This window comes from Streptomyces sp. NPDC056835, from assembly GCF_042789485.1.
Classification (GTDB): domain Bacteria; phylum Actinomycetota; class Actinomycetes; order Streptomycetales; family Streptomycetaceae; genus Streptomyces.
On record NZ_JBHUBB010000022.1, the window covers coordinates 102,208 to 124,955 of the forward strand.

The 22,748-nt window shown below is 69.5% G+C and carries 21 protein-coding genes; 9 read left to right on the forward strand and 12 right to left on the reverse strand.

What is annotated here, in order from left to right; genetic code table 11:
- Positions 1-179 precede the first annotated feature (179 nt).
- The 5 genes from ACFRMN_RS24685 to ACFRMN_RS24705 all read left to right on the forward strand — a co-directional run bounded on the left by ACFRMN_RS24685 (position 180) and on the right by ACFRMN_RS24705 (position 2,681).
- Positions 180-788 (forward strand): hypothetical protein, encoded by a 609-nt coding sequence (locus tag ACFRMN_RS24685; RefSeq protein WP_383022951.1) that lies wholly within the window; start codon positions 180-182, stop codon positions 786-788.
- Between the two features lie 14 nt (positions 789-802).
- Positions 803-991: a hypothetical protein gene (locus ACFRMN_RS24690; protein ID WP_383022888.1), complete on the forward strand. Its 189-nt coding sequence runs from the start codon at positions 803-805 to the stop codon at positions 989-991.
- 163 nt (positions 992-1,154) lie between these two features.
- A complete protein-coding gene (locus ACFRMN_RS24695; protein ID WP_383022952.1) occupies positions 1,155-1,652 on the forward strand; it encodes a BlaI/MecI/CopY family transcriptional regulator in 498 nt (165 codons plus the stop codon).
- A 9-nt stretch (positions 1,653-1,661) separates the two neighbouring features.
- On the forward strand, positions 1,662-2,201 hold the full coding sequence (locus tag ACFRMN_RS24700; RefSeq protein ID WP_383022890.1) for an amino-acid N-acetyltransferase: 540 nt from the start codon (positions 1,662-1,664) through the stop codon (positions 2,199-2,201).
- A gap of 144 nt (positions 2,202-2,345) precedes the next feature.
- Positions 2,346-2,681, forward strand: a complete 336-nt coding sequence (locus tag ACFRMN_RS24705) for an Lsr2 family protein (protein ID WP_030354444.1) — start codon at positions 2,346-2,348, stop codon at positions 2,679-2,681.
- Here the strand turns inward: ACFRMN_RS24705 and ACFRMN_RS24710 are convergent.
- Positions 2,660-3,298 carry an SCO3374 family protein gene (locus tag ACFRMN_RS24710; RefSeq protein WP_383022892.1) on the reverse strand — a complete coding sequence of 213 codons (639 nt, stop codon included), beginning with the start codon at positions 3,296-3,298 and terminating at the stop codon, positions 2,660-2,662. The genes ACFRMN_RS24705 and ACFRMN_RS24710 overlap by 22 nt on opposite strands.
- 434 nt (positions 3,299-3,732) lie before the next feature.
- Here ACFRMN_RS24710 and ACFRMN_RS24715 point away from each other — a divergent pair, with 434 nt between their 5' ends.
- Complete coding sequence (locus ACFRMN_RS24715) at positions 3,733-6,255, forward strand: ATP-dependent Clp protease ATP-binding subunit (protein WP_030354442.1); 2,523 nt, start codon at positions 3,733-3,735, stop codon at positions 6,253-6,255.
- Positions 6,256-6,353: 98 nt separating this feature from the next.
- On the opposite strand, the gene ACFRMN_RS24720 is transcribed toward ACFRMN_RS24715, so the two are convergent.
- Positions 6,354-9,578 carry an NACHT domain-containing protein gene (locus ACFRMN_RS24720; RefSeq protein ID WP_383022894.1) on the reverse strand — a complete coding sequence of 1,075 codons (3,225 nt, stop codon included), beginning with the start codon at positions 9,576-9,578 and terminating at the stop codon, positions 6,354-6,356.
- Positions 9,575-9,928, reverse strand: coding sequence for a trypco2 family protein (locus tag ACFRMN_RS24725; protein ID WP_383022896.1), 354 nt, complete (start codon positions 9,926-9,928; stop codon positions 9,575-9,577). The genes ACFRMN_RS24720 and ACFRMN_RS24725 overlap by 4 nt, the downstream gene beginning before the upstream one ends.
- A 481-nt stretch (positions 9,929-10,409) precedes the next feature.
- On the opposite strand from ACFRMN_RS24725, the gene ACFRMN_RS24730 reads away from it, so the two are divergent.
- Positions 10,410-11,120, forward strand: a complete 711-nt coding sequence (locus tag ACFRMN_RS24730) for a M23 family metallopeptidase (RefSeq protein WP_383022898.1) — start codon at positions 10,410-10,412, stop codon at positions 11,118-11,120.
- On the opposite strand, the gene ACFRMN_RS24735 is transcribed toward ACFRMN_RS24730, so the two are convergent.
- The gene (locus ACFRMN_RS24735; protein WP_383022900.1) at positions 11,110-11,688 is read right to left on the reverse strand and encodes a TetR/AcrR family transcriptional regulator; all 579 of its coding nucleotides are present in this window, start codon (positions 11,686-11,688) and stop codon (positions 11,110-11,112) included. The genes ACFRMN_RS24730 and ACFRMN_RS24735 overlap by 11 nt on opposite strands.
- 121 nt (positions 11,689-11,809) lie before the next feature.
- Here ACFRMN_RS24735 and ACFRMN_RS24740 point away from each other — a divergent pair, with 121 nt between their 5' ends.
- Complete coding sequence (locus tag ACFRMN_RS24740; protein WP_383022902.1) at positions 11,810-13,420, forward strand: MDR family MFS transporter; 1,611 nt, start codon at positions 11,810-11,812, stop codon at positions 13,418-13,420.
- A 104-nt stretch (positions 13,421-13,524) separates the two neighbouring features.
- Here the strand turns inward: ACFRMN_RS24740 and cseC are convergent, their stop codons facing one another.
- The 6 genes from cseC to ACFRMN_RS24770 form a co-directional block, all read right to left on the reverse strand.
- Positions 13,525-14,835: a two-component system sensor histidine kinase CseC gene (gene cseC / locus ACFRMN_RS24745; protein ID WP_383022904.1), complete on the reverse strand. Its 1,311-nt coding sequence runs from the start codon at positions 14,833-14,835 to the stop codon at positions 13,525-13,527.
- Positions 14,832-15,536 carry a two-component system response regulator CseB gene (gene cseB, locus ACFRMN_RS24750; RefSeq protein WP_383022905.1) on the reverse strand — a complete coding sequence of 235 codons (705 nt, stop codon included), beginning with the start codon at positions 15,534-15,536 and terminating at the stop codon, positions 14,832-14,834. The genes cseC and cseB overlap by 4 nt, the downstream gene beginning before the upstream one ends.
- 17 nt (positions 15,537-15,553) lie before the next feature.
- Positions 15,554-16,219, reverse strand: a complete 666-nt coding sequence (locus ACFRMN_RS24755; protein WP_383022907.1) for a hypothetical protein — start codon at positions 16,217-16,219, stop codon at positions 15,554-15,556.
- The gene (locus tag ACFRMN_RS24760; protein WP_383022909.1) at positions 16,207-16,854 is read right to left on the reverse strand and encodes a SigE family RNA polymerase sigma factor; all 648 of its coding nucleotides are present in this window, start codon (positions 16,852-16,854) and stop codon (positions 16,207-16,209) included. The genes ACFRMN_RS24755 and ACFRMN_RS24760 overlap by 13 nt, the downstream gene beginning before the upstream one ends.
- Before the next feature lie 231 nt (positions 16,855-17,085).
- Entirely contained in the window at positions 17,086-18,021 is a 936-nt protein-coding gene (locus tag ACFRMN_RS24765; RefSeq protein WP_383022910.1) for an A/G-specific adenine glycosylase, read from the reverse strand.
- Between the two features lie 209 nt (positions 18,022-18,230).
- Entirely contained in the window at positions 18,231-18,878 is a 648-nt protein-coding gene (locus ACFRMN_RS24770) for a phosphatase PAP2 family protein (RefSeq protein ID WP_383022912.1), read from the reverse strand.
- A 215-nt stretch (positions 18,879-19,093) separates the two neighbouring features.
- Here ACFRMN_RS24770 and ACFRMN_RS24775 point away from each other — a divergent pair, with 215 nt between their 5' ends.
- On the forward strand, positions 19,094-19,975 hold the full coding sequence (locus ACFRMN_RS24775; RefSeq protein WP_383022913.1) for a hypothetical protein: 882 nt from the start codon (positions 19,094-19,096) through the stop codon (positions 19,973-19,975).
- Positions 19,976-20,072: 97 nt separating this feature from the next.
- On the opposite strand, the gene disA is transcribed toward ACFRMN_RS24775, so the two are convergent.
- Positions 20,073-21,197, reverse strand: coding sequence for a DNA integrity scanning diadenylate cyclase DisA (gene disA, locus ACFRMN_RS24780; RefSeq protein ID WP_030354428.1), 1,125 nt, complete (start codon positions 21,195-21,197; stop codon positions 20,073-20,075).
- A 44-nt stretch (positions 21,198-21,241) separates the two neighbouring features.
- Positions 21,242-22,651: a DNA repair protein RadA gene (gene radA, locus ACFRMN_RS24785; protein WP_129770942.1), complete on the reverse strand. Its 1,410-nt coding sequence runs from the start codon at positions 22,649-22,651 to the stop codon at positions 21,242-21,244.
- Positions 22,652-22,748 lie beyond the last annotated feature (97 nt).

Sequence of the window (22,748 nt, forward strand, 5' to 3'; positions counted from 1 at the left end):
ACCCGTACGCGTACGGGTGTACGGGCGCGCGCGTACCGGCGTACCCCGTTCGCCGGTCCCTCGTTCGTCCGTCCCTCGTTCGGCGGGCGGGCCGCGCCAGAAGAGGGGTGTTAAGCGGATTTTGTCCCTTTGGCGCGTAGTGTCGCCGCATGCCCACGCCATACGGATCCCGCGGCGGCATGGCCTTCGGTGCGGACGAGCTGAGTGTGCTCCGACGTGCCCTCGCCGTTGCCCTCCACCCCGCCCCGCTCCCGAACGAGGACGTCCGGGCCTGCCTGGCCCTCGCCGAGTCCGTGGACGAGGCGGTGCGCGAGGCCGGGCGTCTGCGGGCCTTTCTCCAGGCCGACCTCGCCAGGTACCGGCAAGCGCTTCCCGGGTCCCTCACGGGCTATCTGGAGCTGCTTCAGGACGCTCTTGCGGCCGGCTACCGCCCCCGGCCCGACGATCTCGCGGCGCTGCGCGCCCTGCGCGGCAATCCGGTCGCGGCGGCCCTGCTCGACCGCTGCCGACGGCTCGCGGACCGGTCGGTGCGCGCCCATCTGACCGGCGTCCCCGCCGCCACGGCCCCCGCTCCCCGCACCCGTCTCCTCGCGCTCCCCGGCGGACGCGCCGCCGACGAGCCGGCCCGGGAGCCCCGCGAGCCCCATAAGCCCCAGAAACCCCGCGAGCCCCGCCGGCCCGAGCACCCGGAGCGCCCGGAGAAGGACCGGCCGATGCCCAAGCCGTCCGAGGTCTTCCCGCCGCGCCGCCGACCCGCGCCCCCGCCGGAGGAGCGCGCCGCCGGATAGCTACTCTGGACGGCATGGACTACGTATCCGCGCTCCTGCCCCCCGTGGTGATGGCCGCCTTCTTCACCGGCCTGGTCGTGACGATCGTCAAGAGCCAGGGCGGTTCCAACAAGTCCAAGGAGGACGCCGCCGTCGACGCGGCGATGGCTCGCGCGGAGGCCGCCCAGGAGCAGGGCCGCACCCCGGATCCGCACGGCGCCTGAGGGTTCGCGAGGCACGCGAGGTACGCGCGCTCAACATATGACCAGGACGTACGACTGAAATCAGTCGTACGTCCTTTTTGTTACGTCAATAACCGGCCATTCGGACATCTCGCACTATGGTGGCGCTGTGCCCCGACAATTGGGAGACCTGGAAGACGCCGTCATGACACGCGTCTGGCAATGGAACCGTCCGGTCACCGTCCGGGAAGTCCTCGAAGACCTTCAGCAGGAGCGGTCCATCGCCTACACCACCGTCATGACCGTAATGGACAATCTCCATCAGAAGGGCTGGGTGCGCAGGGAAGTCGACGGCCGCGCCTATCGATATACGGCGGTCTCCACCCGCGCCGCCTACGCGGCGGCGCTGATGAACGAAGCCTGGTCGAAGAGCGACAACCCCGCCGCCGCCCTTGTCGCCTTCTTCGGCATGATGTCGTCCGAGCAGCGCCGCTCGCTGGAGGACGCGGTCGCCCTGGTGCGCCGGGACGCTTCCGAAGAAGCCGATACGGAAGCGATCAGTACGGAAACGGAAGCGGTCAGTAACGAAGGCGCCGGTGTGCAAGACCGGGAAGAACCCGAAGAGCCCCAAGAGCGGGAAGAGCCGGACGCGTCCGAAGAGCCGGACGAGGGTGCCGACACCGGGCGCGAGTCGGGGCGATAGCGTCCAGTCATGCCGTCAGCCGTTCCGCTTCCCAATGCCGAAGCAAATGCCCTCACCGTCAGACGGGCCAGGACCAGGGATGTACCGGCGGTCCGCCGTCTCGTGGACCCTTACGTGAGCGAAGGCATCCTGCTCGACAAAGCGCCGGTGACGCTTTACGAGGACATCCAGGAGTTCTGGGTCGCGGAACGCGACGAGGACGCGACTGTCATCGGCTGTGGTGCCTTGCATGTGATGTGGGAAGACCTCGCCGAAGTGCGCACACTCGCGGTGGATCCCACGGTCAGGGGCACCGGCGCCGGGCATCAACTACTGGACAAGTTGCTGGAGACCGCCCGCTGGCTCGGAGTGCGGCGCGTATTCTGTCTCACCTTCGAAGTCGAGTTCTTCGCGAAGCGCGGCTTCGTGGAGATCGGCGAGACGCCGGTCGACGGAGATGTCTACAGAGAGCTGCTGCGTTCCTATGACGAGGGTGTTGCCGAGTTCCTCGGTCTCGAACGGGTGAAGCCGAACACCTTGGGCAACAGCCGGATGCTTCTGCACCTGTGATCGCCGGGAAGACACCAGACCCTATGTCCGAATCGCGCACGTTTCCCGTGTTCTCGCTGGACTGAACCTCTGCCGGGGGTTTGTGTTTTCCTGAGAAAAGCGGTTTCCTTTCCGCGTACTGCATTTTCGATGAAAGGGAATCCGGTGGCACAGAAGGTTCAGGTCCTTCTTGTCGATGACCTCGACGGCGGCGAGGCGGACGAGACAGTGACGTTCGCTCTGGACGGCAAGACCTACGAGATTGACCTCACGACCGCCAATGCGGACAAGCTGCGGGGCCTGCTCGATCCGTACACCAAGGGTGGCCGGCGTACGGGCGGTCGCGCCGCGGGCAGCCGTGGCAAGGGCCGTGTCGCCGCGGGCGGTAACAAGGACACCGCGGAAATCCGCAAGTGGGCGAAGGAGAACGGCTACAGCGTCAACGACCGCGGCCGTGTTCCCGCTGAGATCCGTGAAGCCTACGAGAAGGCCAACGGCTGAGTTCTCGCACGAAGAATATTTCTGCGCAGCAAACGGGCCCGGTGGCACTCCGTCGCCGCCGCGTCCACGAGTCGTACGAGATCGGGGGCATCCCCACCGCTGCCCCCGTCACCGCCGCCGTACCCGAACGGTGCGAGCGCCGGCAGTGTCGGCTCCACCTTCCTTCCGGGCTCGGGGGGCCGCAGCCAGACAGCGGCCCCCTGCGCAGCGGCAGCGGTGGCACACGGCCACCGCGGCGGTACGGGGGCCGGCATCCGGCCGTCCGCGCCGAGCGTGGTCAGGCCCAGGGCGATCCCGCCCCACTCCAGCCAGTCGAGCAGCCCCGGCACCTCGTCGGCGCTCCCCGCGGCCACCAGAAACGCCATCCGCTCCCCGTGGAGCGCCACCGGCCCCGTCGCGCCGGTCCGCCGCAGCACGGCGTCCCCCGCGTCCGCGGGCAGTTCCAGTACGTCGAAGCGGAGCCCGGTGAGCAGCTGGACCTGTGGCCCCGGGACGGTCGCCCAGCCCAGGCCTTTCTCGTACCACCGCGCCAACGACCACCCGTCGTGCGCGCGGTCGTGCCACTGCGTACGCGCCCCTTCGAGCGGGGCGCGGGGGGACGGGACGGTGAAGGACATACCCGGGGCAACTCCCCCACCCCGCCCGGAGTTACGCTGGGTCCGTATCCGATCGCGGAGAGTGGTCAACTCGGGGGCGCGGGAGCGCGTTCGGGAGCGCAAGGGTGTTCGCCCGTAGCGGAGGGAACCGGGGTGCGCCGCATGGAGTGTCACTGCTTGCGGGTAAGACATTCCTAGTGGGAAGGGGCGACACGCGGTTACCGGGCGTCTCACGTTCGCCATCGGCGTACTGATGGTGGGGGTATATGCCTGGCCTGCGGGAACATCGTCTCGCACCATCGGGTTGGAGCTGTTGTCCGGCGTTCGGGGCTGGGAGCCTGGGACAGGTAGTCGGCAGTTGGAATGAGCGGTCCCCGCTTGCGGGACTAAGCTGCGGAAGGACAGGGAGGGGACCGACCCCTTTACTGCCTGACCGCTCTGAGGAGCGATTAACGATGTTCGAGAGGTTCACCGACCGCGCGCGGCGGGTTGTCGTCCTGGCTCAGGAAGAAGCCCGGATGCTCAACCACAACTACATCGGCACCGAGCACATCCTCCTGGGCCTTATCCATGAGGGTGAGGGTGTCGCCGCTAAGGCCCTGGAGAGCCTCGGGATTTCGCTCGAGGCGGTCCGCCAGCAGGTGGAGGAGATCATCGGCCAGGGCCAGCAGGCCCCGTCCGGCCACATCCCCTTCACCCCCCGTGCCAAGAAGGTCCTGGAGCTGTCGCTCCGCGAGGCTCTTCAGCTGGGCCACAACTACATCGGCACGGAGCACATCCTGCTCGGCCTGATCCGCGAGGGTGAGGGCGTCGCCGCCCAGGTCCTCGTGAAGCTGGGCGCCGATCTCAACCGGGTGCGGCAGCAGGTCATCCAGCTGCTCTCCGGATACCAGGGCAAGGAGGCCGCCACAGCGGGCGGTCCTGCCGAGGGCACGCCCTCCACGTCCCTGGTCCTCGACCAGTTCGGCCGGAATCTCACCCAGGCCGCCCGCGAATCCAAGCTCGACCCGGTCATCGGGCGCGAGAAGGAGATCGAGCGGGTCATGCAGGTGCTGTCCCGCCGTACGAAGAACAACCCCGTGCTCATCGGCGAGCCCGGCGTCGGAAAGACGGCGGTCGTCGAGGGGCTGGCCCAGGCCATCGTCAAGGGCGAGGTGCCCGAGACCCTCAAGGACAAGCACCTCTACACCCTCGACCTCGGCGCGCTCGTCGCCGGCTCGCGCTACCGCGGTGACTTCGAGGAGCGCCTGAAGAAGGTCCTGAAGGAGATCCGCACCCGCGGGGACATCATCCTGTTCATCGACGAGCTCCACACCCTGGTGGGTGCGGGCGCCGCCGAGGGCGCGATCGACGCGGCGAGCATCCTCAAGCCGATGCTGGCCCGCGGCGAGCTGCAGACCATCGGTGCGACAACGCTCGACGAGTACCGCAAGCACCTGGAGAAGGACGCGGCCCTGGAGCGCCGCTTCCAGCCCATCCAGGTCGCGGAGCCGTCGCTGCCGCACACGATCGAGATCCTGAAGGGCCTGCGCGACCGTTACGAGGCGCACCACCGCGTGTCCATCACGGACTCCGCCCTGGTCGCCGCCGCGACGCTCGCCGACCGCTACATCTCGGACCGCTTCCTGCCGGACAAGGCGATCGACCTGATCGACGAGGCCGGCTCCCGGATGCGTATCCGCCGGATGACCGCTCCGCCGGACCTCCGTGAGTTCGACGAGAAGATCGCGGGCGTCCGCCGCGACAAGGAGTCGGCCATCGACTCCCAGGACTTCGAGAAGGCGGCGTCTCTCCGTGACAAGGAGAAGCAGCTGCTGGCGGCGAAGACCAAGCGGGAGAAGGAGTGGAAGGCCGGCGACATGGACGTCGTCGCCGAGGTGGACGAGGAGCTGATCGCCGAGGTTCTGGCGACGGCCACGGGCATCCCGGTCTTCAAGCTCACCGAGGAGGAGTCCTCGCGGCTGCTCCGCATGGAGGACGAGCTCCACAAGCGCGTCATCGGCCAGAAGGACGCCATCAAGGCGCTCTCGCAGGCGATCCGCCGTACGCGAGCGGGTCTGAAGGACCCCAAGCGCCCCGGTGGCTCGTTCATCTTCGCCGGCCCGTCCGGTGTCGGTAAGACGGAGCTGTCCAAGACGCTCGCCGAGTTCCTCTTCGGCGACGAGGACGCGCTGATCGCCCTCGACATGTCGGAGTTCAGCGAGAAGCACACCGTCTCGCGTCTCTTCGGCTCTCCCCCCGGATACGTGGGGTACGAGGAGGGCGGCCAGCTCACCGAGAAGGTGCGCAGGAAGCCGTTCTCCGTCGTCCTCTTCGACGAGGTCGAGAAGGCCCACCCCGATATCTTCAACTCCCTGCTCCAGATCCTGGAGGACGGCCGGCTGACCGACTCCCAGGGCCGGGTCGTGGACTTCAAGAACACGGTCATCATCATGACGACCAACCTCGGGACCCGGGACATCTCCAAGGGGTTCAACCTGGGCTTCGCCGCCCAGGGCGACACCAAGACCAACTACGAGCGGATGAAGAACAAGGTCAACGAAGAGCTGAAGCAGCACTTCCGGCCGGAGTTCCTGAACCGCGTCGACGACACGGTCGTCTTCCACCAGCTCACCGAGGAAGACATCATCCAGATCGTCGACCTCATGGTGGACAAGGTGGACGAGCGGCTGAAGGACCGGGACATGGGCCTTGAGCTCAGCCCGAACGCCAAGTCGCTGCTCGCCAAGAAGGGTTACGACCCCGTCCTGGGCGCCCGGCCGCTGCGCCGGACGATCCAGCGCGAGATCGAGGACGTCCTCTCCGAGAAGATCCTCTTCGGTGAGCTGCGCCCCGGTCACATCGTGGTCGTGGACACCGAGGGCGAGGGTGAGGCGAAGAAGTTCACCTTCCGCGGCGAGGAGAAGTCGCCTCTGCCGGACGTCCCTCCGATCGAGCAGGCGGCCGGCGGCGGCCCGAACCTGACGAAGGACGTGTGAGGCTCACGCCCCAGGGCTGAGTGACTGAAGGGGCTGCCCCGGACCGTGTTTTCCACGGTTCCGGGGCAGCCTCTTTTGTGTGTGCGCGGGGCCGTGTCTCAACCGTGTACGGTCAGCCGGTCGCCGAAGGGCTCACCGCCGATGACGGTGGGCAGTACGCCGTCCCAGGCCGGCAAGACCTCTACCCGGAGACCGGGCAGGCTCTGCAGGGGAGTCAGATTCAGCTCGGCGTTCTCCGATACCTCCATGGAGATTTCGAGCAGCGAGAGGGAGGGAAAGATCTCGGCGAGATGTGCCAGTCCCGCATATCCCGACCGGATACGTACTCTGAGATTGCGGACCTGTCGAGCGGGGGCCATGCTCCGGCCGCTGTGGACCAGCCAGGCGCATGAGCCGAACGACAAAGTGAGGTAGCGGAGCGCGGGCCACTCCGGGAGCGAGGAGAAGTCGATCGGTTTATCGCACTCGACGACAAGGTTCTCCACAGCGGGGTGTGCGGTGGGCAGTTGTTGTGCGAGCGGCGAATCTCCGTAGACGAGCTGCAGCTCCTTCAGTTTCGGCATCCGGTGGATGGGGGAGAGATCCGCGTGCGTCAGCCGGCCCACGTCCAAGTGGAGCACTTCGATCCGTGACTCTCGCAGCCCCGAGAGGTCTTTCAGCGCCGAACAGGCCCACAAATCAAGCAGGCTCAGCCGTGGCAGTTCACGGAGAAACGACAGCTCGTCCAGTGTGTTGTTGGAGTGGACACGCAGCACTCCGAAGTCAACACCCTTAAGAAACGAGTGGAGTTGTGCTCCGTCGTAACTGCCCGCGAGCCCGAGTCGTCCGATCTCGGGCAGTTGGCGAAGGTGTCGCAATTGGTCGATGCCCGTCACGACGAGCAGCGTGTCCGCCAACGGCAAACGGGCCAGTACCTCCCGTGCGTACTCCTCCGTCGGGAATCGGCTCCAGCTGCTCGCGAACTCCGACCGGACCAAAACGCTTTCGTGTGGCGTGTACCGGCGCGCGAGGGGAATGGCCTCCGGGCCGCCGATTTCGCAGATGAGACGGGCGACGCGTTGGGCCGTCACCGAATGGACATCGGCCGGTTCGGGAAGGAAGGGCAGTACGTAGGGCCCCAATGAGGCGAGCGTTTCCGCCGGCGCCATCGGGCTGGGCGGAACAATGGCGCGGACATGCGCCGCGACCTCTTCAGCGACCGTCTCGTCGACCACGACGGCGTTGAGGAAACAGCGGGCCGCGAGTACGTACAGCGCCTCGCGCCGCGTGCGGTCGGAGACGGCGTCTTCCCCGGCGGCGAGCAGGCCGCTGATCAGCCTCCGGACCTCGTGAGGGCGGCAGTGGCCGACCGCCAGCAGAATCGTGTCGTGCCACCGCTCGTCGTGGGCGTTCTGGAGCAGTTCCATCAGCGACCCGTCCTCGATGAACGCGCGGGCCGCCAGATAGTCCTGGAAGGTGCGGTGGATGAACTGGACTTCTCCGTCGCCGCGTTCCTGGAGCAGACCACTGCGGTTCAGCAGATGCGTGAGTACGGTCGCGGGCGAGCCCTGCGCGTTCACCGCGGACAGCCGTCGCATCGCCACCTCGATCTGGCGCTCGGCGTCCTGGTACGAGAGCTGTGTCTGACCCGCCCGTACCAGCCAGACCGCGACGGACTGCAACAGCTCCTGGTGTTCCTCCAGGCCCATCGTGATGCCTTCGGGGCGCCGGATCTCGCGCAGGCTGTCCCGGCTGCCGAGGAGCATGGCCAGCGTGGAGCGGTAGAGGTCCCAGCGGGTGTCCGGCAGGAGGCCGCGTCTGCGGCGGTGCAGGGCGCAGATGACCGCGCAGAGCAGCGGGGTCTGGGCGAGGGCGAGCAGGGACGCGTTCTGCCGGAAGCGCGTCCGTAACTCCGCTTCCAGCTCGCGCAGTTCGGCCTGTTCCTCGGCGGCGCGCGTCCGGTCGGCGTAGCCGTCGCACTCCCGTCGGGCCGCTCTGTGCCAGGCCGCGACGAAGAGCTGGATGTCCGCGTCCCGCATGGGCAGGAGGTGCAGTTCCTCGAAGCCCTCGGACCGTAGCCAGTCCTGGTCGACGGCGAGCGGTCGTACGGTCGTGAGACAACGCGTCCCGGGATAGAGGTCCAGCAGCTCGGTGAGCCACGTACGGGCCTTCTCGCGCTCGGCGGGCGGCACTTCATCGATGCCGTCGACCAGCAGGAAGGCCCGGCCGGACGCCAGCACCCGGCTCGCCCAGCCGTCGGGTGCCCTGCCCGCCGGGATCTGCGCCGCCGTGTGGAGCTGGTCGAGGTCCGCGAGGCCGGTGCCGCGGGCGTGCAGCGTACGCAGCGGGACGACGAACGGCACCAGCCCGTTGAGATCGGCAAGTTCGGGGTCGAGCGTGCCGCACGCCGCGTGGGAGGCGAGCCACCAGACGAGGGTGGTCTTGCCCGCGCCCGCCTCGCCGCGCAGCAGCGTGCGGGGCCGGTCCGCCAGCAGATCGTCGATCCGGCGGGGTTGGGCGGGGGCGGACCGGAAAGAGACCCGCGGGTCGGGGACGATCTCGTCCCGCTGTCCCGCCTCCAGACTCAGATACGCCGTATCCAGGTCCCAGGTGGCCTCGTTGGTGCCCAGTTCGTCGATCCCGAAGATGCGGGTCTTGCGGTACCGGGCCCGCAGAGCCCGCGCGTACTGCTCCTCGAAGTACTGGTCGCCCGGGTGGAAGTCGGTCACCGGCTCGGACCGGAACGAGTCCAGAAGGACCTCGGTGGCCAGGATCCGGTCCATCGGTATGCCTTCGACCCGCAGATGGCCGCGCCCTTGCGGGACCCGCGTGACGATGCCGAGCAGCACCGGGCCCGCGAAGACCGGCGATCCGGAGAGGCCCTGGAGCGGAGACGTACCGTCGTGGCGCTCGTCGGCCGCCGGGTGGTCCAGCTCACAGACGAGGACGGAGCGGAGCGAGCCGGCCGAGGGCAGTACGGACGCGCGGTACTGGTCCAGCTCCAGGGCGCCGTCGTCCCCGTACCGCTGGATGTCGGGGAACCCGACGATCTGGCAGTGCGGGAGCGGTGAGGTGGTGGCGAGCGCGCCGATACGGAGCCGGCCGAGCGGGGCGGCCCGGTCCGCGTCGATGAGGTCGTGGTCGGTGAAGAGCAGCGCCGTATCGAGGGACTCGTCGCGCCACTGGACCTCGGAGCTGACCTGCCCCGCCCGGTCGGGGTGGGCGATCATCGGCCTGTCGTCGCCGCCGACCACATGCGCGCAGGTCAGCACCAGTCGCGGGGTGAGCAGCACGCCGGTGCCCTGTGTCTCTCCCTGTACGGCGACGACGCGGGCGGCGGTCATCGCGCTCCGCGGCCGAATCCGGCCGTACTGCCCGGGTCCTGGTTGCCGACCTGCCACGGCGCGCCGGTGCGGGCGTCCCGGGGCGTCAGGGTGAACGCGACCCTGTGGGTGCGGCCCGTGGCGAGGGTGGCGTCGGCGCCCGCTTCCACCACCCAGGCCTTGACCTTGGCGCCGACCTTGGCCTCCTTGCGCAGTTCCAGCGTGAATTCCATCTGTATGTCGCCCACCTCGAAGGCCAGGGGCCGGTCCGTGCCGCGGGTGGCGGCGTCGAGGAGCTGGTCGCGTACGGACTCGATGGCGTCGGCGAGTTCGATGCCGTCGATGTCATGGCCGTCGGCCGGGGCGGTCATGGTGGTGTCCCCCTTGGGCGGGATTCCCGCGGTACGAGGCAGTGGGTACCTGCCGGTGATCGGTCGGAACAACCGGGACTTTGGTCCTGAATCGGAAGGCATTTCTACCCGGCGGCCGTGACAAGCAGCACAGGTGTTTTTGACCCTACTAGCCGCGATAGTCACGGCGCCGGGCATCGGCCGGGACGTTCGGCCCTGCCGGGTGCGGGTCGTTCGGCGGAATGGCGACGGCCGAACCGGGCACCGGGGCCGGATGCCGATTCTCTGGCGTTTCACGTGCGATTAAACAGGTTTAAATCAGCTCATAGTGCACCATCGTGGCGTGCCGATCGTGGTCGTCAAGAGGCGGACTGCCGCGAGGATCGCTACGACGTGATGCCGTAGATGGGGTGTTTTGGGATGGGGTGGGGGCCGGGTTACCAAGGTGAGGCCAGCCCGGCTCTCGTGTGCCGGGTCCCTTGATGCCCGGAGGTTTACCCGTATGTCGCAGCGCAAGCTGTCCCGTCTGTCCCGACCGTCCGTCCTTCGTACCCGTGCCGGCGTCCTGGCTGCCGGACTCGGAGTGTCGTTGGTGGCCGGAACCGGGGCCGCCTTCGCCGCGACCGGCGGTGGCGCGGCCACCGGCGCCACGGCCACCACCTCGGCCGCCTCGGCCGTCAAGCAGCAGGCCGCTGTTCAGGCGGCGGCCGCCTCCAAGGCCGACGACGCCAAGGCCAAGGCCGCGAAGTCGAAGGCCGAGCAGGCCAAGGCCAAGGCGAACGCCAAGAAGGCCGCTTCCTGGACCGACCCGGTCAAGCGCTACAAGCTCAGCGCCGGCTTCGGTATCGGCGGCGGCATGTGGGCGAGCAAGCACTCCGGCCAGGACTTCGCGGTGCCGAGCGGCACGCCGGTCCACGCCGTCCATAGCGGCACCGTCGTCAAGGCCGGCCCGAACGGCGCCGGTGACGGCCCCGCCTACGGCAACGCCATCGTGATCAAGCACAAGGACGGCATGTACTCGCAGTACGCGCACCTGTCCCAGATCAAGGTGTACGTGGGTGAGCGGATCACGACCGACAAGCTGATAGGGCTTTCCGGCAACACCGGTAACTCCAGCGGCCCGCACCTGCACTTCGAGATCCGTACGACCCCGAACTACGGTTCGGCCGTCAACCCGGTCCCGTTCCTGCGCTCGGTGGGCGTCAAGGTGTGACCCGATGAGCCTGGCTCATCAACTCGGTGGAGACCTCCAGGATGGCTTCGCGCTTCTCCTGGGGGTCTCCTTCGACGTCTCTGAGGGCGAGCATGCCCGCGTGCATCGTGAAGAGCGCGCTGACGCAGCGGACCCGGTTCTTCATGGACGCGTCCGGGTCCAGGATCAGATCGAGCATCTCCATCATCCGTTCCTTGAACGTATGGCCGATGCTCAGCTCGCGGAGGGTCGCCTGGTTCTCCTGCATGAAGCGGAAGAGCGGGGCCGCGCTCGCCAGCGCCTCGCTGTAGCGGCGCAGGATCTCCTGCTTGGTCTCCAGGGTGTGCGGCTGCGTACCGCCCCAGGCGATCAGGTCGTCGAGCGGGCGCGTCAGATCCTCGAAGAGGCTGATCAGGATGTCTTCCTTGGTCTTGAAGTGGTAGTACAGCGCCGCCTTCGTGACCTCCAGCCGCTCGGCGATCTCCCGTAGCGACGTCTTCTCGTATCCCTGCTCGGCGAAGAGATCCAGCGCGACGTCCTGGATGCGCTGGCGGGTGTTTCCCCGCCGAGGGTGCTGTGTGCTGCCCATGGGTGCTCTCCCGAGAAGTAACTTACTTGACGCCCGGCAAGTAGAGGTCTACCTTACCCCAGTGTAGTCAGCTTGCCGGGCGGCAAGTAAGTACCAGGGGAAGTACAGGGGAGTGGGCACGATGAGTCCGACCGGGAAGACCGAACAGCCGGAAATAGTGGAGAAACCCGGGCCGCAGCCACGCAGCGTGCGCGTGGTGCTGCTCGCGCTCATGATCGCGATGCTGCTGGCGATGCTGGACAACATGATCGTCGGTACCGCGATGCCGACCATAGTCGGTGAGCTCGGAGGCCTCGCGCACCTGTCCTGGGTGGTCACCGCGTACACCCTGGCGACCGCCGCCTCCACGCCGATCTGGGGCAAGCTCGGCGACATCTACGGCCGCAAGGGCGTCTTCCTCGCCTCGATCGTGGTCTTCCTGATCGGCTCCGCGCTCAGCGGTATGGCCCAGGACATGGGCCAGCTGATCGGCTTCCGGGCCGTCCAGGGACTGGGCGCCGGCGGTCTGATGGTCGGCGTCATGGCGATCATCGGCGACCTGATCCCGCCCCGGGAGCGGGGCAAGTACCAGGGCATGATGGCCGGCGTCATGGCGCTCGCGATGATCGGCGGACCGCTGGTCGGCGGCACCATCACCGACCACCTCGGCTGGCGCTGGAGCTTCTACATCAACCTCCCGCTCGGCGCGCTGGCGCTCGTGATGATCACGGCCGTCCTGCATCTGCCCGCCAAGGACCGGACGAAGGCCAAGGTCGACTACCTCGGCGCCGCGCTGCTGACCATCGGCATCACGGCGATCGTGCTGGTCACCACCTGGGGCGGTACGGAGTACGCCTGGAGCTCCGCGATGATCATGGAGCTGATCGCCATCGGCGTCGCCGCCCTCGTCGGCTTCGTCTTCGTGCAGACCAAGGTCCCCGAGCCGATCATGCCGCTGCACATCTTCCGCAACCGCAACTTCTCGCTGATGTCCGTGATCGGATTCCTGACCGGCTTCGTGATGTTCGGCGCGGTGCTCTTCCTTCCGCTCTACCAGCAGGCCGTACAGGGCGCCTCGGCCACCAACTCCGGTCTGCTCCTGCTGCCGATGCTGCTGTCGATGATGGTCGTCTCGCTGATCGCGGGCCGGGTCACCACCAGCAGCGGCAAGTACAAGATCTTCCCGATCCTGGGCGGCGCCCTGATGGTCGTCGGTCTGTTCCTGCTGGCGCAGATGGACACCGGCACCTCGCGGCTGACCTCCGGCCTCTACATGGCCGTCCTCGGCGCGGGCATGGGCTTCCTGATGCAGATCACCATGCTCGTCGCGCAGAACAGCGTCGAGATGAAGGACATGGGCGTCGGCTCGTCCACCACCACCCTCTTCCGTACGCTCGGCGGCTCCTTCGGCGCCGCCATCATGGGCGCCCTGTTCACCAGCCGGGTACAGGACGAGATGGCCGCACGCGCCGGCACGGGCGGGGCGGGCGCCACCGAGCAGTCGACCCAGCTGGACGCGGCGAGCCTGGCGAAGCTGCCGGACATGGTGCGCGAGGCGTACCAGCACGCGGTGTCGACCGGTACGCACGCGGCGTTCACGCTGGGCGCGGCCGTCGCGGTGATCGGCTTCGTCGCGGCGTTCTTCGTCAAGGAGGTCCCGCTGCGGGGCGGGGAGCCGAAGCCGGCCGACGCGGCCGACCAGGCCCCGGCCCCGGACCCGGCGGTGGACGGCAAGGTCACGCAGTCTGCCTGACCCTCCGGAGTACGACTCCGCACGGCCCCTGGCGCGCACCGGCGCCGGGGGCCCTTGTCAGTGGCGCGTGCCACCATCGGGGGCGACGGGCAGCCCGGCGGGGCTCAGCCCGGCAGCTTCAGTATCGGGAAGCTGCCGGTTGTCGTCGGGGCGTGCTCCGGGAGCCAGAGGACCGCGATCGCGCCGCCCGAGCCGTCCCGGCCCTCGATGCCCTCGGGCGTGGCGTTCCGGAAGGTCAGCCGCGCTCCCAGGACCCGGGCCTGGCCCGCCGCGATGGTCAGGCCCAGCCCGTGGCCGTGGCCCGCGCGGTCCGTCGCGCCCGTACGGAAGCGGCTCGGGCCCTCCCGCAGCAGGGCCTCCGGGAAGCCGGGGCCATGGTCCCGTACGCGTACGACCCGGCCCTCCACCGTCACCTCGACGGGTGTCCCGCCGTGCTTGGCGGCATTGGCCAGCAGATTGCCCAGGATGCGTTCCAGCCGGCGCGGATCGGTGCTGACCCAGGACTCGTGCACGACCTTGATCCTGATCGCGGGGTTCAGCACCCCCACCCGCCGCTCGACGAACTCGCCCAGAGCGATCTCCTGGAGTTCGGCGCGCTCCGAGGCGCTGTCGAGCCGCGCCACCTCCAGGACGTCCTCGACCAGCGTCCGCATGGCCTGGGCCCTGTCCCGTACCAGCTCCGTGGGACGGCCCGACGGCAGCAGCTCGGCGGCCGTCAGCAGCCCGGTCACCGGCGTACGCAGCTCATGGGCGATGTCCGCGGTCACCCGGCGTTCCGCCTCGATGCGCTCGTTCAGGGCATCGGTCAGCGCGTCCACCGCGCGGGCCAGCTCATCCGTCTCGTCCCGTACGACGCCGCCGACGGCGTCCCCGACACGCACCTCCGTATTGCCCTGCGCGACCCGCCCCGCCGCCGCGGCGGCCCTGCGCAGCCGCCGCGAGAGCTGCCCGCCGATCAGCACACCCAGGGCGCAGCCCCCGAAGACGACCGAGACCGAACCGATGATCAGTGACCGGTCCAGATCCTTCATGATCGTCGTGGAGTCGGCGAACTTGCTGTGCAGCGAGAGCACCGCGCCATTGCTCAGCGGGACGGCGGCCCAGACGTCGGGCACACCGCTCGCGGTCTCCTCCACATAGGTCGCGCGCCTGCCCTGCTTCATCTTCGCGTGCAGGTCGTGCGGGAGAGCCGGGTCATTGAGCTTCGTGCCGAGCCTGGGCTCCTTCGTGGACTCGAACATCCGCTGCGCGAACAGCAGTCGCTCCATCTGCACCTCGCGCGAGTTGTCGAGCATCGAGACGCGCGCCGAGTTGTGCACCACCAGACTCAGCGCCACCGCGACGAGCGCGCCGACCGCCGCGATCGCGATGCTGATCTTCCACCGCACTCCGGTGCGCAGGGCCGGCCTCTTCATGCCTTGAGCTTGTATCCGAAGCCGCGGACCGTGTCGATCCGGTCCTGACCGATCTTGGTGCGCAGCCGCTGGACATGAACGTCCACCACCCGGGTGTCACCGCCCCAGCCGTAGTCCCAGACCCGTTCAAGCAGTTTGTCGCGGGAGAGCACGGTCCCGGGAGCGGACGAGAACTCCAGCAGCAGCCGCATCTCCGTCGGTGTCAGCGCCACCGGCACGCCTCCCCTGCGTACCTCCATGCCCTCCGTGTCGATCTGCACATCGCCGAAGGTCAGCACCCCGTGCTCGTCGGGCTCGCCCGGTCCGCCGGTCTCCCCGGCGGGTCCGCCCGCGTGCCCGAAGCGGCGCAGTACGGCGCGGATCCTGGCGACCAGCACCGCGCCGTCGAAGGGCTTGGTCACATAGTCGTCGGCGCCGGCCTCCAGCCCGAGCACCACATCGATCGAGTCGGCGCGCGCGGACAGCATGATCACGGGCACGGTCGACTCGTCACGGATACGCCGGCACAGGCTGACCCCGTCCAGACCGGGCACCATCACATCGAGCAGGGCGATGTCAGGACGGTCCGCGCGGAAGGAGTCGAGGCCGGAGAGTCCGTCCGGCCTGGCGGTGACCACGAAGCCACTGCGCTCCAGCGCCAGCTGGGTGGCTTCGCGAATGACATCGTCGTCCTCGACGAACAGGACATGGGTCTCGGCCATCCCGTGGATCTCAGCTCTCAGTTCCGGCTCGTCGGGCTGGGGAGGGTAACGGACGCGTCGCCGCCGCCCACCGCTCTGCTGTAGTCGTTGCGCACCCGGTAACGCTCACTGAACTTGGTGTCGGCCCAGCTGTACGTCACGACGTCCTCGCCGGACGGGAAGGACAGCGGATCGCCGTTCGCGTACACCTGCTGGGTGACGACCAGTTCACCGCGGTCGATCGTGGCGTAGACGGCGGGCTCCTCCGTCGCGAAGACGTTCTGGTACTCCTCGTTCCGCTCGCGGTACACATACGTCCCGACGCCCACCGAGTCACCGCACGTCATCACGTTGATCACCAGATCGGGCGCGGTACCGCCGGTCAGATTCCCGTACGAGGTGTCGACCGGGTACGCGTCCTCGCCGCACCGTTTGAGATCCCCCTTGACCCGCGTGCTGACCGCGGGGTCCTTCCGGAGCAGCGCCACCGCGTTGACGGTCTTGGCGGGGGCCGACGCGGACACCCTGGGGGTGGGCGCGCCCCGCTCCACGGGGGAGGTCACGGCCGCGCCCTCGTCCCTGGTCCCCGTACCGCCGGTCGAACAGCCGGACGCGAGCAGGCCGACAGCGGCGAGCGCGGACAGCGCCGCACCCACCGCGAAGGACCTGCCCCCCGGCCGCCCGGGGTCTCTCAGGCCGCGCACCTCTCCCGCCCCCGCTCCTCATGACCGCCGTGGCCGCCGCGTGTGCCGCGAACGCCCCGACCGTCACCCCTGTCGCTCCCGCCGCTCCTGCCACGACGGAGATCCGACCGCTCCGGCGCGTGGACATCCAGGTCCTGGCTGGCCAATTCCCGGCTCTCCAGCTCCTGACGGAGCCGGGCCAGCGCGCGGTGCAGTGTGCTCTTCACGGTACCCGCCGACATGCCGAGCGCGGCAGCCGTCTCCTCCGTGCTCATCTGCTCCCAGTGGCGCAGCACCACCACGCTGCGCTGCTTGGGCGCGAGCACCCCCAGGATGTCCATCAGGAGCGCCCGGTCGGCGCGCTGCTCGGTGCCGTCGTCGACGCTCGCGTCGGGCAGCTGCTCGGTGGGGACCTCTTCGAGCCTGCGGGCGCGCCACCACTCCGTACGGGTGTTGATCATGACGCGGCGCAGATAGGCGTCGGCGAGCGACTTGTCGGCGATGCCCTCCCAGCGCCCGTACGTACGGGCCAGCGCGGTCTGGAGCAGGTCCTGCGCGTCGACGGGGTCGGGCACGAGACGCCGTGCGCTCCGCAGCAGGGCCTCCTGCCGGGTACGTACGTATTCCTCGAATCCGAGCACCTCGCCCTGCGCCATGCCAACCGCCTCCGACCCCGTGACCATCCGAACCGTTCGCTTACGGCACCGAAATTACGGAGCGGTTGTCACGAGGCTGTGCGGGACAGCCGTCGGCGGACGCACGGCTGTCCATCGGTTGTGTAACGGCCGCCCGCGCGACGGCCCCTCGCGCGACGGCCGCCGGGCCTGCTCCGGTGGCGCGTCGCGCGGTCGGCGCGGTCAGTGGGGGACGGCGGGGGACGGCGGTGGTCAGCGCGGTTGCGGCCGGCTCTGCGGCAGCCGGTAGACCCCGTTCTCCATCGGCTCGACCAGCCCGTCCGCGACCAGTCCGTCCAGCGCCCTGGCCCGCTGCACCGGCTCGTCCCAGACCGCGTCCAGGACCACCTGCGGCACCGGAGCGACCGCCTCGCGCAGTACGGCGAGCAGCTTCCCGCGCACCTGACGGTCCGTGCCCGCGTACGTCTGGCCGCGCCGCGCGGGGCCCTCGTACTGCGGCTTCCCGGCCAGCCGCCAGGCGCACCGGTCGGCGATCGGGCAGCTCACGCAGCCCTCGTTCTTCGCCGTGCAGATCAGCGCGCCCAGCTCCATGGAGGACGCCGCCCAGCGCGCGGCGGTCGGCGCGTCCTCGGGCAGCAGCGCGCGGGCCAGCTTGCGTTCGGCGGCGGTGGTCGCGTTCGGCGGGTACTGCACACCGGCCACGGCGCGCGCGAAGACGCGGCGCACATTCGTGTCGAGCACCGCGTGCCGCTGCCCGTACGCGAACGAGGCGACCGCCGCGGCCGTGTACTCGCCGATCCCGGGCAGCGACAGCAACTGCGCGTGCTCGCGCGGTACGTCGCCTCCGTGCCGCTCCGTTATCGCCTGCGCGGCGCCGTGCAGACGTAGCGCACGGCGCGGATAGCCCAGCCTGCCCCAGGCGCGGACGGCCTCGCCGGGGGCCTCGGCGGCCAGATCGGCGGGGCGTGGCCAGCGGCTGAGCCACTGCTCGTACACCGGGAGCACCCGGTTCACCGGGGTCTGCTGGAGCATGAACTCGCTGACCATCACCCCCCAGGCGCCCGCTTCGGGGCGGCGCCAGGGCAGGTCGCGCGCGTTCGAGTCGAACCACGCGATGACGGGGGTGTGGAGGGCGGCCGGATCGACGGCGGTCGGAGAGGACGCGGAGTGCGCGGAGGTAGCAGTCATGACAGCACCGATCCTGGCATGTCCCGGGCCGTGGAGGGGGCGGCAGGCGCGGGCGGGGCCGAGGTGTCACGCGCCCGGTCCCGCGCACGCCCCGTGTTCGCCCCCGCCCGCCGGGTCCGTCACAGCCGACGTGTCGCATCACCCGACCGGTGACGTCACTCGGCTTGTCGCCTCACTTCGTTGCCTCACTCGGCTTGTTACGTCATTGATCACGCCCGCTCGGTCACGCCCGCGTGATCGGCCGTGCGTGCCCGCCCCGGCCCGGCGAGCAGGAGGGCCAGACTCGATCCGCTCGTCCGCATCGTCACGACCAGCGTGCCCACGGGCCGGGCCGCCGCCAGGACCACGAGCGTCGCCACGCTGCCGCCGAACACCAGCCCCACCGCCACGTCGTGCGGATAGTGGACCCCGACGAAGACCCGGGAGAACGCCATCAGCAGCGCCATCGGGACGGTGAGACAGGCGAGCACGGGACGGGCGAGGGCCAGCGCGATCGCCGCGGCTCCGGCGATCGTGGCGTGGTTGCTGGGGAAGGACCAGTCGCCCACCGGCGGGCAGGGGATGAGCGAGGCACCGGCTCCGACGACCGCCCGGCACGGCCTCTCCTCGGTCAGCGCCGACTTGGTCAGCTCACTGCACACATACGCGACGGCGGTCGCGAGCGGAGCGAGGACCGCCACGGCCACGGCGCGTGAGCCGGCCGGTCGCGCGTACCACCAGACCGCTATGAAGAGCACGCCGAACAACAGCAGTCCGGCCTCGGTCCAGAGCTCTGCCAGATGTTGGAACCAGGAGGGGGTCGTGCGGGCGAAGTCGGTGATGTCGCGATAGAGATCGCTCGTTGCGCTGCTGTTCATGGAACGAACGTACAGAGATCATCGGGAGTTCCCCTCATCCGATGGCCGGGGTCCATCCTTGACGAAAGGAATGAAGTCCCGGCGAGCGGAGAGGTCCGGGCGAGCGGAGAACTCCCGCTCAGCCGCGCCCGCTCCGTGATGATGATCCGTAAAACTTGCGAGACGGGCGGCATGGGGGGCGGGAGTTGGCTCCGATCTCTCGTACAGTTTGCGCCGTGGGATCTTTGCGCAATCCGGTCGGGCCGCTTCCCTCCACCATCTACTGGCGACGGAGGGCAGTAGCGGCGACGCTGATCGCGCTGCTCGCGTTGCTCGTCGTATGGGTCGTCACATCCCGTGGGGGTGACAGTAAGAACAGCGGGGACACGTCGGACGGCGCCAATCCCGCGACGTCCATCACCCCGGGCCCCTCCGGTTCAGGACCGGCGATCAGTGAACAGCCGGGCGGACGCGACGAGTCGGGCTCGACCGACGGGACGGGCGGCGGGACGGGCGGCGGTCAGGGCGGTACGGACGGCGGCGCCGACGGCGGCAAGAACGGTGACACCGGCGGCGGAGGCGGGGCCGGTTCCAGCGGTACGGACGGTACGGCGGACGCCGGCGGCGCGAGTGGCGGCGCGAGTGGCGGCGGTACGGCGGGCGGCGACGGCGGAAGCGCCGGCTCCGGCCGGCAGGTACCGGCCGGCTCCGGACTGCCCAACTGCCCCCCGAGCGCCCTCACCCTGCGGCTCACCACGACGAAGGTCGCCTACGCGCCGGGCGAGAAGCCCGCGTTCCGGCTGATCGCCACGAACACCTCGGGCACCACCTGCAAGGCCGACTTCGGACCGAAGGCCATGGTGCTGACGATCACCAACGCGGATGACCAAGAGATCTGGTCGTCCGACCACTGCCCGAAGACGGGCGGGGTGCTCTACGAGGTCCCGGCGGGCGGGACGATCACCCGCACGATCGAGTGGGACCGCAGGCAGAGCGCGCCCCGGTGCGCCACGCCGCCCGCGGCGCCGGTGAGCCCCGGAACGTACCTGGTGGAGGCCAAGACCTCGGGCGCCGCGGTGAAGCAGGGCCAGGCGTCGATCCGCCTGGAGAAGGACTGATACCTGTCCGCACAGGCGCGTACGGCGGCGCCCCGACCCTCTCACCGGGTCGGGGCGCCGCCGTCATGTGCGTACACCGCTCTACGTACCGGCGCCGCTATACGTACCGCTCCAGGATCGAGGACTCCGCCAGCCGCGACAGCCCCTCGCGCACGCTGCGGGCCCGCGCCTCGCCGACGCCGTCCACCGTCTGCAGATCGTCGACGCTCGCCGCCAGCAGCTTCTGGAGCCCGCCGAAGTGCTCGACAAGCCGCTCGATGATGGCGCCCGGCAGCCGCGGCACCTTGGCCAGCAGCCGGTAACCGCGCGGCGAGACAGCGGAGTCGAGCGTCTCGGGCGCGCCGCTGTAGCCCAGCGCCCTTGCCACGATGGGCAGTTCCAGCAGCTCGGGATGGGTCAGCGAGTCCAGCTCGCCGAGCGCCTCGTCGACCGTACGTGAGCGCTTCGCGGTCGGCTCGGGTACGTAGTCCCGCGCGACCAGATCCCGTTCCGGCTCCACGCCCGCGATCAACTCGTCCAGCTGGAGCGAGAGAAGCCGGCCGTCGGTGCCCAGCTCGACCACGTACTCGGCGATCTCCGTGGCGATCCTGCGCACCATCTCAAGACGCTGGGCGACGGCCGTCACGTCCCGGACCGTCACCAGGTCCTCGATCTCCAGCGCGGAGAGCGTGCCCGCCACCTCGTCAAGACGGAGCTTGTACCGCTCCAGGGTCGCCAGCGCCTGGTTCGCCCGCGACAGGATCGCCGCCGACTCCTCAAGGACCCGGCGCTCCCCGTTCACATACAGCGCGATCAGCCGCATCGACTGGGACACGGAGACGACCGGGAAGCCGCACTGCTTCGACACGCGGTCCGCCGTGCGGTGCCGCGTGCCCGTCTCCTCCGTGGGGATGGACGACTCCGGGACCAGCTGGACGCCGGCCCGCAGGATTTTGGTGATGTCCTTGTCCAGGATGAGCGCGCCGTCGAGTTTGCACAGCTCGCGCAGGCGGGTCGCGGTGAACTCCACGTCCAGCACGAAACCGCCCGTGCACATCGACTCGACGGTCTTGTCCATGCCCAGGACGATCAGACCTCCGGTGTTACCGCGCAGGATCCGCTCCAGGCCGTCGCGCAGCGCCATGCCCGGCGCGACAGCGCTCAGGGAGGCGCGCATCAGCGCTTCGTTGCCGGAGCCCGCGCCGGACTTTCCGGGCGCTGATGCCCGGTCGTTGGCTGCCACTGCACTCCTCCGGCTCGTACGGATGGGCGAGACCAGGGCAAAGTCTACCGGCGAGCGTTGTCTTCCCGTGGGGCGTCCGCACGACCGCGGCGCGGTAGCACCCTGAGAGCATCACCCATGTCGGCGACTTCTGTGACCTTCATACCGGCCGGGATCTTCCCCGGATCGGTGGGAACGAGCGCCTGTGTGAAGCCGAGACGGTGGGCCTCGGCCAGCCTGCGCTGGACGCCCGTAACCCGTCTGACCTCGCCCGCGAGCCCGACCTCACCGATCGCGACCAGGTTCTTCGGCAGGGGGGTGTCACTGGCCGCGGACGCCAGCGCCAGGGCGATCGCGAGGTCGGCGGCGGGCTCGGTGAGCTTCACCCCACCGACCGTCGCGCTGTAGATGTCGCGCTTGCCGAGCGCGCTGATCCGGCCGCGCTGCTCCAGCACGGCGAGCATCATCGAGACCCGGGAGGTCTCCAGGCCGGAGGTGGTGCGCCGGGGCGAGGGAATCTGCGAGTCGACGGTCAGCGCCTGCACCTCGGCGACGAGCGGCCGGCGTCCCTCCAGGGTGACGGTCAGGCAGGTGCCGGGGACGGGCTCGTCGCGCCGGGTGAGGAACAGCCCGGACGGGTCGGCGAGGCCGGTGATCCCCTCGTCGTGCAGCTCGAAACAGCCGACCTCGTCGGTCGTCCCGTAGCGGTTCTTGATCCCCCGGACGAGCCGCAGCCTGGCATGTCGGTCGCCCTCGAACGACAGCACGACGTCCACAAGGTGTTCGAGCAGCCGCGGCCCCGCGATCGCGCCGTCCTTGGTGACATGACCCACCAGGAGCGTGGACATGGCGCGCTCCTTGGAGGCCCGGATGAGCGCGCCCGCGACCTCGCGGACCTGGGCCATGCCGCCCGGCGCGCCCTCGATCTCGGGCGAGGCCACGGTCTGGACGGAGTCCAGGATCAGCAGCGACGGCTTGACCGCGTCGAGATGACCGAGGACGGCGGAGAGATCCGTCTCCGCGGCCAGATAGAGATGGTCGTCGATGGCCTTGATCCGGTCGGCGCGCAGCCGCACCTGGCTGGTGGACTCCTCGCCCGTCACATAGAGCGTGCGGTGCTCGTCACTGGCCGACTTCGCCGCGACATCGAGCAGCAGCGTCGACTTCCCCACGCCCGGCTCGCCCGCGACCAGCACGACGGCGCCCGGCACCAGCCCGCCGCCGAGCACCCGGTCCAGCTCGTCCACGCCGGTGGAGCGCGCGGTGGCCGTACGGGCGTCGACCTGGCCGATCGGCAGCGCGGCGGTGGAGACCCGGCCCGCCGCCGTGGTCCGTACGGCGGGCGCGCCGTACTCCTCGACCGTGCCCCACGCCTGGCACTCGGGGCAGCGGCCGAGCCATTTGGCGGTCGTCCAACCGCACTCGGTGCAGCGGTAGGACGGCCTGTCCTTGGCGGATTTCGTACGGGCAGCCATGGCGTCACCGTATAGGGGCGCACTGACAGCGCCGACCAAGGAGAGGGGCCGGCCCCGGAGCGGGAGGGGGGAAGCCGCGACGAGGGGCGGGGAACTC